Here is a 13747-nt window from a genome sequence, read left to right as displayed (position 1 = left end):
ATTTATTTCGATGACTGCGTTCACAAAAAATCGCAGATGCTAATAATTTTTAGCACAGTGTTTCATTTTTGCAACGCAGATCGTTTTCTTGATAAAAAAACAACGCAAGGAAGGCGATTTGATACTAATTCCCCCCATTAGCATTTCAATAAAAATAAAACACTAATATCTCGCGGGAATATCTTTCGAATGAAAAAGAGAAATGCAGGATAGTATTTACACCATCCTGCTGAGAAGTTTGATGTTTACTGCCAACCGTAGCGACGGCTATAAAAACCTTTCACTAATTGGGTCAATGTCATGTAGCCCGCCAGAATCGCAATCAGCCACGGGAAGTAGCTCAGCGGCAGCGCCTGCAATTGCAGATAGCTGGCCAGCGGCGAGAACGGCAATGCAATGCCCACCACCATCACCACCAGCGTCATTAGCATCAGCGGCCATGCGGCACGACTTTGGATGAATGGCACGCGACGGGTACGGATCATATGCACAATCAGCGTTTGCGACAGCAGGCCCACCACGAACCAGCCCGACTGGAACAACGTCTGATGTTCTGGCGTATTGGCATGGAAAACAAACCACATCAGGCAAAAGGTCAGAATGTCAAAGATCGAACTGATCGGCCCAAAGAAGATCATAAAGCGGCCCAGTTCGGCAGGATTCCAACGCTGTGGCTTTTTGATCTGCTCTTCGTCGACGTTATCAAACGGAATCGCCACCTGGGATACATCATACAGCAGGTTCTGAATCAGTAAGTGCAGCGGCAACATCGGCAGGAACGGTAAAAAGGCGCTCGCCACCAGCACGCTAAACACGTTACCGAAGTTAGAACTGGCCGTCATTTTGATGTACTTCAACATGTTAGAAAAAGTACGGCGTCCTTCGATCACCCCTTCTTCCAGCACCATCAGGCTCTTTTCCAGCAGGATAATATCCGCCGCTTCACGCGCAATATCGACCGCGCCATCAACGGAGATACCGATGTCCGCCGCGCGCAGCGCCGGGGCGTCGTTGATGCCATCGCCCATAAAGCCTACCACATGGCCTTCACGCTTGAGCAGCGTGACAATGCGCTCTTTGTGCATCGGCGTCAGGCGGGCAAACAGCGTGGTGCGCTGAGCAAGCGTTGCCAGTTCGTCATCGCTTAACCCTTCAATGCTGCTGCCAATCACCACATCGCCCGCATCCAGCCCCACTTCATGGCACACTTTTGCCGCCACCAGCTCGCTATCGCCGGTGAGGATTTTCACCGTAATACCGCTGGCTTTCAGCGCCTTCAGCGCCGGCGCGGTGGTCTCTTTCGGCGGATCGAGGAACGCGATATAGCCTTCGAGGATCAGATCCGATTCATCAATACGCTGGTAATCACCTTCACGCGCGGGCAGGTACTTGGTGGCCACCGCCACTACGCGCAGCCCCTGACGATTCAGCGTATCCGTGACGCGTTTCACCCGACGCAACATGCCCTCATCCAATGGGACAATCTCGCCGTTGTGGCGCACCTGGGTGCAGACGCTGAGGATCTCCTGCAGCGCGCCTTTGCACACCAGCTGATGCACATCAGTTTCTTCCGCAACCACCACCGACATGCGGCGACGTTCAAAATCAAACGGGATCTCATCGATTTTCTGCCAACGGGTAGAGAGCTGGCGGGCAGATTCCTCATCCACACCTTCCAGCACCGCCGTATCCAGCAGATTCTTCAGCCCGGTCTGGTAATGGCTGTTCAGCCATGCAGAATGCAGGACGTGCTCGCTGGGTTTACCAGAGATATCGGTATGATTCTCCAGCACAATTTTATCCTGAGTCAGGGTCCCGGTTTTATCGGTGCACAGGATATCCATCGCGCCAAAGTTCTGGATGGCATCAAGATGCTTGACGATGACCTTTTGTTTAGACAGCTTCACCGCCCCGCGCGCCAGCGTCGAGGTGACGATCATCGGCAGCATTTCCGGGGTCAGCCCCACCGCAACAGACAGCGCAAACAGCGCCGCTTCCCACCAGTCGCCTTTGGTGTAGCCGTTAATGATGAGCACAATGGGCGCCATCACCAGCATAAAACGGATCAACAACATGCTGACGCGGCTAATCCCTTTCTGGAAGGCATTCTGCTCGCTTTCCTGCTCGCTGACGCGGCCCGCCAACTGCCCGAACCAGGTAGTGGCTCCGGTCGAAATCACGATAGCCTGCGCCGTGCCGCTCACCACGTTGGTGCCCATAAAACACAGGGTATCGCACTCCAGCGGGTTGCTTTGCTGCGGGTCGCGGCTGGTTGCGACTTTCTCCACGGGCAGCGATTCACCGGTCAGAGAAGCCTGCGCCACAAACAGATCGCGCGCCTGGACGATACGTAAATCCGCCGGGATCATATCCCCTGCCGCCAGCTTGATAACATCACCGGGTACCAACTGGTCAATCGGCAGCTCAACCCAACCGTTCTCCCCTTTTTCGTTGATAACGCGCAGCACCGTGGCGGTGTTGCTGACCATCGCTTTCAGCGCGTCTGCCGCTTTGGTGGAACGCGCCTCCTGCACAAAATTCAGCAGCGTCGAGATGGCGACCATCAGCGCGATGACGCCAGCAGCGAACAGATCCTCAGTGGCATAGGAAATGGCGCCAAGAATGGTCAGCAGAATATTAAACGGATTGCGGTAGCAGACCCACAGATGCACCCACCACGGCGACGGCTTCTGCGCCGGTAACTGGTTTTCGCCATGGATTTCGCGGGCGTTCTCAACCTCTGCGGCGTTTAATCCTTCCGGGTGCGCGCCAAACGTTTTCCACAGCGCGGCTTCGTCCATCAGCGCCATTTTCAGGCAATGTTCGCTCAGTGAGGGCGGGATCGGCGTGCTGGCAACGGTTTGCGCATTGGGCAACGGATCGCGATGCACCAGACGATGCGGTAAATGGCGGTTAAGCCGGGCAAACAGCTGGCGAGTCATATTTTTGAACATAGGCAGTCCCCCTGCGCCAGTCTTAACGGGCGCAGTAAATCCTTCAGGCGTGGCAAAGCCTTGCCTGATGGCAATTTTCAAATCACAACAGGGACGTCAGAACGTCACTGTCTTACGCATCCGGTAAGACAGTGAAAGACAGGCTTACCGGAAAGTTTTGTTTCTCCGTCTCGGGAGAGGGGTGGGATCGGGATCCATATAGCCTCCGGTAAGTGAAAGATAAGCGCTGCGGATTATACGCAGAAAACCATAAGGTTTGTGGCAATTATGGCGGTATGATAAACCATGGAAACTAAACCAAACGTATACCAGACTTTGCCCATTGCGCTGTGCTTGAGTAAAGTTATTCTCTTTTGGCATAACTTCACACGCGACACGGGAAAACAGGATGCAAAATCGGCTGACCATTAAAGACATCGCCCGCTTAAGCGGCGTGGGGAAATCTACGGTTTCCCGCGTTCTCAACAACGAAAGCGGCGTCAGCGAACGTACCCGTGAACGCGTCGAAGCGGTGATGAATCAGCACGGTTTTTCCCCTTCCCGCTCCGCACGCGCCATGCGTGGGCAAAGCGACAAGGTAGTGGCGATTATCGTTACGCGCCTGGATTCGCTTTCAGAAAATCTCGCCGTGCAGACCATGCTGCCCGCTTTTTATGAGCAGGGTTACGATCCGATCATGATGGAAAGCCAGTTCTCGCCTGAACTGGTCGAAGAACATCTGGGCATGCTCAGGCGCCGCAATATTGACGGTGTGGTGCTGTTTGGTTTTACCGGCATTACCGAAACGATGCTTACCTCCTGGCAGGATTCTCTGGTACTGCTGGCCAGAGATGCCAAAGGCTTTGCCTCCGTCTGCTATGACGATGAGGGTGCGATTCATAACCTGATGCAGCGTTTATACGATCGCGACCACCGCCATATTAGCTTTCTTGGCGTTCCCCATAGCGACGTGACCACCGGTAAACGCCGTCATGAAGCCTACCTGGCATTCTGTAAGAAACACAAACTGCATCCTGTTGCCTCGCTGCCGGGTCTGGCCATGAAGCAGGGCTATGAGCAGGCCGCCAGTGTCATCACCCCGGAAACCACCGCCTTAGTCTGTGCGACGGATACCCTTGCCCTTGGGGTCAGCAAATATCTGCAGGAGCAGCGGATTGAAAATCTGCAATTGGCGAGCGTGGGCAACACACCGCTAATGAAATTCCTCCATCCGGAAATTATCACCGTTGATCCAGGCTACGCTGAAGCCGGACGACAGGCGGCCTCACAGCTTATCGAGCAGATCAACGGCCGTAGCGAACCGCGACAAATCGTTATTCCCTCCACCCTCTCCTGATCGCTTTCTGAGCGCTAATTTGTGATCTTCGCTGCGTTTCGGGAACGTTCCCATTTTTAAATATTCATCGAAGAGATACTCTGGCGGCAGGTCAACAACAGGGCTTAATAATGAGCAAAGTAAAACAAGCAGACATCGACCGGCTGATTGAGCTGGTAGGCGGGCGCGACAATATCGCTACGGTGAGTCACTGCATCACTCGCCTGCGTTTTGTACTGAATCAGCCTGCAAATGCCAGGCCGAAAGAGATCGAGCAGTTGCCGATGGTCAAAGGCTGCTTCACCAACGCCGGGCAGTTTCAGGTAGTGATTGGCACCGAGGTGGGCGATTACTACAAAGCGCTGCTGGCGACCACTGGCCAGGCCAGTGTCGACAAAGAGCAGGCGAAAAAAGCCGCGCGGCAGAATATGAAGTGGCATGAACAGCTTATTTCTCATTTTGCAGAGATCTTCTTCCCACTGCTGCCTGCGCTGATTAGCGGCGGCCTGATCTTAGGTTTTCGCAATGTGATCGGCGATCTGCCAATGAGCAACGGGCAGACGCTGGCGCAGATGCATCCGGCGCTGAAAACCCTCTACGACTTCCTGTGGCTAATTGGTGAAGCGATCTTCTTCTATCTGCCTGTCGGGATCTGCTGGTCAGCGGTGAAGAAAATGGGCGGGACGCCGATCCTCGGTATCGTGCTGGGCGTTACGCTGGTTTCGCCCCAACTGATGAATGCATATCTGCTTGGTCAGCAGATACCGGAAGTGTGGAACTTCGGCCTGTTCAGCATTGAGAAAGTAGGCTATCAGGCGCAGGTTATTCCGGCACTGCTGGCGGGTTTGTCGCTCGGGTTTATTGAAACGCGCCTGAAACGAATTATCCCGGATTACCTGTACCTGGTGATCGTCCCGGTGTGCTCACTGATCCTCGCAGTGTTTCTTGCGCACGCCTTTATCGGTCCGTTTGGCCGCATGATCGGCGACGGTGTGGCGTTCGCGGTCCGCCATCTGTTGACCGGTAGCTTTGCCCCGATTGGCGCGGCGCTGTTCGGCTTCCTGTACGCCCCACTGGTAATCACCGGCGTACATCAGACTACGTTGGCCATCGATATGCAGATGGTGCAGAGCATGGGTGGCACGCCGGTGTGGCCGCTGATTGCACTGTCGAATATCGCCCAGGGCTCAGCGGTAATAGGGATTATCATCGCCAGCCGCAAGCAAAATGAACGTGAAATCTCCGTTCCAGCCGCAATCTCCGCCTGGCTCGGGGTGACTGAACCGGCAATGTACGGCATCAACCTGAAATACCGCTTCCCCATGCTGTGCGCGATGATCGGCTCCGGTCTCGCCGGTCTGCTTTGTGGCCTGAACGGCGTGATGGCGAACGGGATTGGCGTCGGTGGTATACCTGGCATCCTCTCCATCCAACCCACTTACTGGCAGGTATTTGGCATGGCGATGGTCATCGCGATTGTTATCCCGATGGTACTGACCTCATTCGTCTACCAGCGTAAATACCGTCAGGGCACTTTACAGATTGTTTAACTTTTCTTCGGGGCGCAGTTGCGCCCCATCGTATCTCCAGGAAACAGCAATGAATATTCCACACTGGTGGCAAAACGGCGTTATCTATCAGGTGTACCCCAAGAGCTTTCAGGACACCACTGGCAGCGGCACGGGTGATTTGCGCGGCGTGACGCAGCGCCTCGACTATCTGCAAAAACTGGGCGTGGATGCCATCTGGTTGACACCCTTCTACATTTCACCGCAGGTTGATAACGGCTATGACGTCGCAGACTATACGTCTGTCGATCCGGCTTACGGTACGCTGGATGACTTTGACGAACTGGTGGCGCAGGCGAAAGCGCGCGGTATGCGAATTATTCTGGATATGGTGTTTAACCACACCTCAACCCAGCATGCCTGGTTTCGTGAGGCGCTGGATAAAGACAGTCCGTATCGTCAGTTTTATTTCTGGCGCGACGGCTCGCCCGAGGCCTGCCCAAATAACTGGCGCTCCAAGTTTGGCGGCAGCGCCTGGGACTGGCACGCTGAAAGCGAGCAGTATTACTTGCATCTCTTTGCCCCGGAGCAGGCCGATCTGAACTGGGAAAACCCGGCGGTACGCGCCGAGCTGAAAAAAGTCTGCGAGTTCTGGGCCGATCGCGGCGTGGACGGACTGCGCCTCGACGTCGTCAATCTTATCTCCAAAGATCAGGACTTCCCGAACGATCCCGACGGCGATGGCCGCCGTTTTTATACCGATGGTCCGCGCGCACATGAATTTTTACGCGAGATGAACCGCGACGTCTTCACGCCGCGCAACCTGATGACGGTCGGCGAAATGTCTTCCACCACGCTGGAAAACTGTCAGCAATACGCCGCGCTGGACGGCAGCGAACTGTCGATGACCTTTAACTTCCACCACCTGAAGGTGGATTATCCCAATGGTGAGAAATGGACGTTAGCCAAACCGGACTACGTGGCGCTCAAAACCCTGTTCCGCCACTGGCAGCAGGGGATGCACAATCAGGCATGGAATGCGCTGTTCTGGTGTAACCACGACCAGCCGCGCATCGTGTCGCGTTTTGGCGATGAAGGGAAATACCGTGTGCCAGCCGCCAAAATGCTGGCGATGGTGCTGCACGGTATGCAGGGCACGCCCTATATCTACCAGGGGGAAGAGATTGGCATGACCAATCCGCACTTCCGCCAGATTACCGATTACCGCGACGTAGAAAGCCTTAATATGTTCGCCGCACTGAACGGCCAGGGGCGCGACGCCGAAGAGCTGCTGGCGATCCTCGCCAGTAAATCCCGCGATAACAGCCGCACGCCGATGCAGTGGGATAGCAGCAAACATGCCGGATTTACCCAGGGCGAGCCGTGGATCGCGCTGGGCGACAACGCGACGGAAATTAACGTGGCGGCCGCGCTTGATGATGCCGATTCTGTGTTTTACACCTATCAGAAGCTGATCGCCTTGCGCAAAACGGAGCCGGTTATCACCTGGGGCGATTACCAGGATCTGTTACCAGGCAGCCCACACGTATGGTGTTATCAGCGCGAGTGGCAAGGACAGCGGCTGCTGGTCATTGCCAACCTGAGCGATACTTTCCAGAACTGGCAACCGACGCATATCGAAGGAAACTGGCAGGTGCTGATGCACAACTATGCTGAGGTCGCCAGCCAACCCGGTGACATGACGCTGCGTCCTTTTGAAGCCGTCTGGTGGGTGCAAAAATAGCTTGCAATCTCTTGTTAGCCCGGTGCGTATAGCGCTGCCGGGCTTTGTTGCCTACGTTCAGCTTACCTCCCTGTTTTTGCTGAATAATTAATCAGAATTTTCTAAGGGCAATTTACAATCGGCTGTAGCGCCCGTCATCTGTACGCTCCGATTTTTACTTTGCGCTACATCAAAAAAATCGTAAACATCCTTGATGCAAATCACTACATATAGAACTTAAAATGCACGCCGACCCAATATGTTGTATTAATCGACTACAATTGCTACAACTACAATGCACCGCTTCACGGTGGAATTGTGGATAACGTGGGTCAGGATTGCGGGAAGTCATTGGCAATAGAGATGAATAAAGCCATGGCCGCTTCCCCAACCTCTGTGGATAACCTGTTCTTATAAATATGGAGTGATCATGACACCGCATGTGATGAAACGAGATGGCTGTAAAGTGCCGTTTAAATCAGAGCGCATCAAAGAAGCCATTCTGCGTGCAGCTAAAGCAGCGGGAGTCGATGACGCAGATTACTGTGCCACCGTCGCAGAAGTCGTTAGTAGCCTGATGAATGAGCGCAGCCAGGTCGATATCAACGAGATCCAGACAGCGGTAGAAAACCAGCTGATGTCTGGCCCGTACAAACAACTCGCCCGTGCGTACATCGAATATCGCCACGACCGTGATATCCAGCGTGAAAAACGTGGCCGTCTGAACCAGGAAATTCGTGGTCTGGTTGAGCAAACCAATTCTGCTCTGCTGAACGAAAACGCCAACAAAGACAGCAAAGTGATCCCGACCCAGCGCGACCTGCTGGCCGGTATCGTCGCCAAACACTATGCGCGTCAGCACCTGCTGCCGCGTGATGTTGTCCAGGCGCACGAGCGTGGTGATATTCACTATCACGATCTCGACTACTCGCCGTTCTTCCCGATGTTTAACTGCATGCTGATCGACCTGAAAGGCATGCTGACGCAGGGCTTTAAGATGGGTAACGCGGAGATTGAACCGCCAAAATCCATCTCTACCGCGACCGCCGTAACCGCGCAGATTATCGCGCAGGTCGCCAGCCATATTTATGGCGGCACCACCATTAACCGTATTGATGAAGTTCTCGCGCCGTTCGTGACCGAGAGCTTTAATAAACATCGTAAAACCGCTGAAGAATGGCAGATCCCGGACGCCGACGGTTATGCGCATTCCCGTACCGAGAAAGAGTGCTACGACGCATTCCAGTCCCTCGAATATGAAGTGAACACCCTGCATACCGCCAACGGTCAGACGCCGTTCGTCACCTTTGGTTTTGGCCTGGGAACCAGCTGGGAATCGCGTTTGATCCAGCAGTCCATTCTGCGTAACCGCATTGCCGGCCTCGGCAAAAACCGCAAAACCGCGGTGTTCCCGAAACTGGTGTTCGCAATCCGTGACGGTTTGAACCACAAGTTTGGCGATCCGAACTATGATATCAAGCAGTTGGCGCTGGAGTGCGCGAGCAAGCGTATGTATCCGGACATCCTGAACTACGATCAGGTGGTCAAAGTCACCGGTTCGTTCAAAACGCCAATGGGCTGTCGCAGCTTCCTCGGCGTGTGGGAAAACGAGAACGGCGAACAGGTTCACGATGGCCGTAACAACCTCGGCGTGATCAGCCTCAACCTGCCGCGTATCGCGCTGGAAGCCCATGGCGATGAAGACACCTTCTGGAAACTGCTCGACGACCGTCTGGTGCTGGCGCGTAAAGCGCTAATGACCCGTATCGCGCGTCTGGAAGGCGTAAAAGCCCGCGTTGCGCCCATTCTGTATATGGAAGGTGCCTGCGGCGTGCGTCTGAAAGCGGACGATGACGTGTCTGAGATCTTTAAAAATGGTCGCGCCTCCATCTCTCTGGGCTACATCGGCATTCACGAGACCATCAATGCGCTGTTTGGCGACAAACATGTGTATGACAGCGAGCAGCTTCGCGCCAAAGGTATCGCCATTGTGGAACGTCTGCGTCAGGCGGTCGATCAATGGAAAGACGAGACGGGATACGGCTTTAGTCTGTACAGCACGCCGAGTGAAAACCTGTGCGACCGCTTCTGTCGTCTGGATACCGCCGAGTTTGGCGTGGTGCCGGGCGTAACCGACAAAGGTTACTACACCAACAGCTTCCACCTCGATGTAGAGAAAAAGGTTAATCCGTACGACAAGATCGATTTCGAAGCGCCATACCCGCCGCTGGCGAGCGGGGGTTTCATTTGCTACGGCGAATACCCGAACATTCAGCACAACCTGAAAGCGCTGGAAGACGTTTGGGATTACAGCTATCAGCACGTGCCGTATTACGGGACCAACACGCCAATCGATGAGTGCTACGAGTGCGGCTTTACCGGTGAGTTCGAGTGCACCAGCAAAGGCTTCACCTGCCCGAAATGTGGTAACCACGACGCCGCACGCGTGTCGGTCACCCGCCGCGTATGCGGTTATTTAGGCAGCCCGGACGCACGTCCGTTTAACGCCGGCAAGCAGGAAGAAGTGAAGCGCCGCGTTAAGCATTTAGGCAATGGGCAGATAGGTTAATATCCGTTTGCAAAGACCGTAGGCCTGATAAGACGCAATCGCGTCGCCATCAGGCATCACAATGTTGCCGGATGGCGGTGCAAGCACCTTATCCGGCCTACATGCTTTCTGGACACCCACTATGCGCTACCACCAATATTACCCCGTCGACATCGTCAACGGTCCCGGCACGCGCTGCACCCTGTTTGTGTCAGGGTGCGTACATGAATGCCCTGGCTGCTACAACAAAAGCACCTGGCGGCTCAATTCCGGCGAACCGTTTACCAAAGAGATGGAAGATAAGATCATTGCCGATCTGAACGACACACGGATTCACCGTCAGGGGATCTCGCTGTCGGGCGGCGATCCGCTGCATCCGCAAAACGTGCCGGATATTCTGCAACTGGTGCAGCGTATTCATGCAGAGTGTCCGGGAAAAGATATCTGGGTGTGGACCGGCTACAAGCTCGAGGAGCTCAACGCCGCGCAAATGCAGGTGGTCGATCTCATCAATGTGCTGGTTGATGGCAAATTTGTGCAGGACCTCAAAGACCCGGCGCTTATCTGGCGCGGTAGCAGCAACCAGGTCGTGCATCATTTGCGATAAAATCACTCAGGAGAGGCGTATTCACAGCCTCTCCGTCCATTTACTCATTCGCGATTGCGCTTTACCACGGGCATCAATGGCACGCCCATCCGGCAGCCAGCGCTCCGTTTTTCCTTTCAGTATCCCCTTTTCGTAACAGACACGCTGGGCAAGCGAGCCGTCCGGATAGAACTGTTCGCTGAGCTGGTGACGCAACCCCTGACACCACTGCTCACGCAGCTGTACCTGCCCGGAAGGATAAAAGCTGCGGCATTCGCCGTGCAGCAGGCCGTTAAGCCACTGCTCTTCTCGCAGTAGCTCACCGTTTTCCGAGAAGTAACGAGCAATACCGTCCAGTTTGCCCTCACGATATGCCTGCTGCATAGCAAGCTGACCGTTAGGATGCCAGCGCTCCATTACCCCATGCAGCGCCCCCTGCTGATATCGCAAAACTGCCAGCAGGCGTCCGTTCTCTTCAATTCGCGTCTCACCGTTTAGCTGGTCGTTCGCAAGATTTGCCCGTAGCAGGGTGTTATCCAGGTGATATTCCTGCGTATCGCTCATTAGTTAATCTTCACCAGGCCACCTTTAATAATCAGCATACCGCCACCATCCACGGTCTGAGTGGCGCTGGCTTTGCTGGTGAGCGTGGCTTTTGCTTCGTGGCTGATGGTGGCGGCTTTTTGCGTCAGCGAGGCTTTGGCTTCACTGGCGATATTGGTGGCATCCAGCTTCATGCTGGCCGATGCGCTGGCGTTAAGACCCGCCCCGCTCTTGATGTCCAGGGTTTTACCGCTCTCCAGAGTTAGCGTACCGCTAACTTTAATCGTCAGGTTGCCGTCGACGTTCAGCGTGTAGTTGCCCTTTACCTTATGCGTCTCGTTGCCGTCGATAGCGTGCTCCTGATCGCCCTTCACCGTCACGCTGCGCTTCTCTTTTACCTCCAGTGTGTCGCTGCCTTTTTCGATTTTCACCGCACGATTGCCTTTTTTCAGGGTGACGGTTTCATTGCCCTCTTCAACGGTGCGGGTGCGGTCGTTTTTGACGCTCTGAATCTCGTCATGGCTGATAGTCGTTTTACTGTCGTTGAGCACGGTGAGCTGAAAATCTTTCTGCGCCTGCATTGCCAGCAGTTCAGCGTCTTTTTTATCGTCGAAGCGCAGCTCGTTGAAGCCTTTTTCACTTTTGGTCTTAATGCCCGACTGGGTCTGGTTTGCCGGAAGCGCATAGGGCAGCGCATTCGCGCCGTTGTAGACGCAGCCGGTAATGAGCGGTTTATCCGGGTCGCCGTCGATAAAACTCACCACCACTTCCTGGCCGATGCGCGGGATAAACTGCGCGCCAAAGCCGTTGCCGCTCCAGGCGGTGGCGACCCGCAGCCAGCAAGAGCTGGTTTCGTCGTTTTTCCCCTCTTTGTCCCACGGGAACTGCACCTTCACCCGCCCAAGTTTGTCGGTCCAGATCTCCTCGCCGCTTTTGCCCACCACCGTCGCCGTTTGCGTATGCATAAAGGGCTGTGGCGTCACGACGAGTGGGCGATACGGCGTGGCCTTCGGGATGGCGGTAAAGCGATTGCGGTAGTGTTCACCGTCGTACTCGTGGCTAACGGCAGTGATCAGCCAGTCGATGTTCAGAGATTTGTCGTCGTGATCGGTCAGGGTGAACCAGTGCCCGGCCATCAGCGCCGGGCAGTCGCTCTCACCCGCCAGCTGTTTCGCCTGCGCCTTCAGGGCGTTAACCTTCCACGCCGCCAGCGCGTCGCCTTCGGCTTTAACGCTAAAGCGACCCGGATGCTGATACTGCATCCCGCCCTTCTTCTCACCCGTCTGCGAAAACAGCGCGGCTTTTGGCTGTTCGTAGTTATAGTCACTGCTCTGGAAGCCCTGGGCGGTGGCCTGCATACGCAGCTCTGCCGAGCGAATCATTCCGGTTTCCCGTGCGCCGCTCTGTGCGGCCTGATACTTGACCTTTTTATCGCCAGGTATCGGCGGGAAGGCGCTGTTATCATCCGCCAGCACCAGCGTATGCTTGCCTGCTGCGTGGGTGAAGAACCAGAAAATCCCCTCCTGCTCCAGCAGCCGCGAGACAAAATTAAAATCGCTTTCGTTGTATTGCAGGCAGTATTCACGCTTCGCCGGTTTGCTTTTCAGTTGAAATTTGTAGTCGCTAAACCCGGCGTCTTTAAACACCTTCTCGACGATCTCCTGCGCGCTGAGGTTCTGAAACACACGGTTGTTGCTGGCAAGTGTCAGCCACCACAGCCACGGGCGCAGCACAAACTGGTAGCGATCGGAATTGCTGGTCGCCGGGAGCTGGTGCGCCTCGGCAATCAGCCCGTCGTAGTCGGCGTTGTTGATGGCGGCGGTCAGATGCGTTGCTAGCGCGGTATCAAGGGTTAACGGCGCGGAGGTGGTTCCCGCAACGGTGGCGGTGCTCAGGCCGTTAAGCGCCGATTCGGTGTGCGCTGCGGTGGCGGTAAGACCGGTTAGGGTTGGAGCGGCGAGTTTTATGATGGTGGTATCGGGCATGGGAAATTCCTTTTTTAGTGCCTTTTTCATATAAAAAAAAGATAAATGTTTTTAATATAAAGTCATAATTTATTACTAATAGGTATGGTGAATCTTCTTGGGAATACCGTAGAAAACGGAGAGTCTTGCTTTCTTGTATTACATGACATGCACATAAACTGTAGGTTTTCCAAATCATTATACCAAGCGTTCTCTGAACTTATTGTATTTAACTGTCTAATTGAACTCGTTTCCCGCCCAAAAGTAGAGTGCGAAATTATTTTTTCTTGTATATAACCAATACCGCCCTGAACGACTCCAGTCATTGAATCTATTTTATTATGTGGAACGTTTAAAGAATAAAAAGACAATGCACATTCAGAAATAAATTTATGTCCATATGATGCAAATGGAAGTATATGGTCTAAATGCATACAGCACATGGGTAATTTTCTCCCGCAACCCGCACAAGTGCTGTAAATCTCCGAACCAGCACCAAAATCATTCGTTCCATCAGAAAATTTCAAACTTGTAGTTACTACTGATCTCGTTGTTGCCCAACTAAACCGTCCTTGCTCATCAACTAGTAATTTCATATTATTTATC

At 54.1% G+C, this 13747-nt stretch carries 10 protein-coding genes; 5 read left to right on the top strand and 5 right to left on the bottom strand.

Annotated features, from left to right (window positions below; genetic code table 11):
• Nucleotides 1–245: 245 nt before the first annotated feature.
• Both mgtA and mgtL read right to left on the bottom strand, forming a co-directional pair.
• Nucleotides 246–2954, bottom strand: coding sequence for a magnesium-translocating P-type ATPase (gene mgtA, locus ACVXHP_RS15070; protein ID WP_447571742.1), 2709 nt, complete (start codon nucleotides 2952–2954; stop codon nucleotides 246–248).
• 144 nt (nucleotides 2955–3098) lie between these two features.
• A complete protein-coding gene (gene mgtL / locus ACVXHP_RS15065) occupies nucleotides 3099–3152 on the bottom strand; it encodes a mgtA regulatory leader peptide MgtL (protein WP_137350111.1) in 54 nt (17 codons plus the stop codon).
• Between the two features lie 190 nt (nucleotides 3153–3342).
• Between mgtL and treR the strand changes: the two genes are divergently transcribed.
• From treR to nrdG, 5 genes are all read left to right on the top strand, one after another.
• Nucleotides 3343–4290, top strand: coding sequence for a trehalose operon repressor TreR (treR, locus tag ACVXHP_RS15060; protein ID WP_200008308.1), 948 nt, complete (start codon nucleotides 3343–3345; stop codon nucleotides 4288–4290).
• Between the two features lie 110 nt (nucleotides 4291–4400).
• The gene (gene treB / locus ACVXHP_RS15055) at nucleotides 4401–5819 is read left to right on the top strand and encodes a PTS trehalose transporter subunit IIBC (protein WP_447571741.1); all 1419 of its coding nucleotides are present in this window, start codon (nucleotides 4401–4403) and stop codon (nucleotides 5817–5819) included.
• Nucleotides 5820–5868: 49 nt separating this feature from the next.
• Nucleotides 5869–7521, top strand: a complete 1653-nt coding sequence (treC, locus tag ACVXHP_RS15050; RefSeq protein WP_447571740.1) for an alpha,alpha-phosphotrehalase — start codon at nucleotides 5869–5871, stop codon at nucleotides 7519–7521.
• Nucleotides 7522–7930: 409 nt separating this feature from the next.
• Entirely contained in the window at nucleotides 7931–10069 is a 2139-nt protein-coding gene (gene nrdD / locus ACVXHP_RS15045) for an anaerobic ribonucleoside-triphosphate reductase (protein ID WP_304702452.1), read from the top strand.
• A gap of 121 nt (nucleotides 10070–10190) precedes the next feature.
• The gene (gene nrdG, locus ACVXHP_RS15040; protein WP_447571739.1) at nucleotides 10191–10655 is read left to right on the top strand and encodes an anaerobic ribonucleoside-triphosphate reductase-activating protein; all 465 of its coding nucleotides are present in this window, start codon (nucleotides 10191–10193) and stop codon (nucleotides 10653–10655) included.
• A 21-nt stretch (nucleotides 10656–10676) separates the two neighbouring features.
• On the opposite strand, the gene ACVXHP_RS15035 is transcribed toward nrdG, so the two are convergent.
• From ACVXHP_RS15035 to ACVXHP_RS15025, 3 genes are all read right to left on the bottom strand, one after another.
• Nucleotides 10677–11198 (bottom strand): toxin-antitoxin system YwqK family antitoxin, encoded by a 522-nt coding sequence (locus tag ACVXHP_RS15035; protein WP_447571738.1) that lies wholly within the window; start codon nucleotides 11196–11198, stop codon nucleotides 10677–10679.
• Entirely contained in the window at nucleotides 11198–13162 is a 1965-nt protein-coding gene (locus ACVXHP_RS15030) for a type VI secretion system Vgr family protein (RefSeq protein ID WP_447571737.1), read from the bottom strand. The genes ACVXHP_RS15035 and ACVXHP_RS15030 overlap by 1 nt, the downstream gene beginning before the upstream one ends.
• A 62-nt stretch (nucleotides 13163–13224) precedes the next feature.
• Nucleotides 13225–13737, bottom strand: coding sequence for a hypothetical protein (locus ACVXHP_RS15025; RefSeq protein ID WP_447571736.1), 513 nt, complete (start codon nucleotides 13735–13737; stop codon nucleotides 13225–13227).
• Nucleotides 13738–13747: the final 10 nt, after the last annotated feature.

The organism is Citrobacter freundii complex sp. 2025EL-00176, assembly GCF_053309355.1.
The sequence above is the reverse complement of the archived record's forward strand: the minus strand, read 5'-3'. Positions and strand labels throughout refer to the sequence as shown.

What these genes read in the sequence shown, in the direction of transcription:
- treB (WP_447571741.1), top strand. Translation starts at nt 4,401, where the DNA reads ATGAGCAAAGTAAAACAAGCAGACATCGACCGGCTGATTGAGCTGGTA.
- ACVXHP_RS15035 (WP_447571738.1), bottom strand. Translation starts at nt 11,198, where the DNA reads ATGAGCGATACGCAGGAATATCACCTGGATAACACCCTGCTACGGGCA.
- nrdG (WP_447571739.1), top strand. Translation starts at nt 10,191, where the DNA reads ATGCGCTACCACCAATATTACCCCGTCGACATCGTCAACGGTCCCGGC.
- mgtA (WP_447571742.1), bottom strand. Translation starts at nt 2,954, where the DNA reads ATGTTCAAAAATATGACTCGCCAGCTGTTTGCCCGGCTTAACCGCCAT.
- nrdD (WP_304702452.1), top strand. Translation starts at nt 7,931, where the DNA reads ATGACACCGCATGTGATGAAACGAGATGGCTGTAAAGTGCCGTTTAAA.
- ACVXHP_RS15030 (WP_447571737.1), bottom strand. Translation starts at nt 13,162, where the DNA reads ATGCCCGATACCACCATCATAAAACTCGCCGCTCCAACCCTAACCGGT.
- treR (WP_200008308.1), top strand. Translation starts at nt 3,343, where the DNA reads ATGCAAAATCGGCTGACCATTAAAGACATCGCCCGCTTAAGCGGCGTG.
- treC (WP_447571740.1), top strand. Translation starts at nt 5,869, where the DNA reads ATGAATATTCCACACTGGTGGCAAAACGGCGTTATCTATCAGGTGTAC.
- ACVXHP_RS15025 (WP_447571736.1), bottom strand. Translation starts at nt 13,737, where the DNA reads ATGAAATTACTAGTTGATGAGCAAGGACGGTTTAGTTGGGCAACAACG.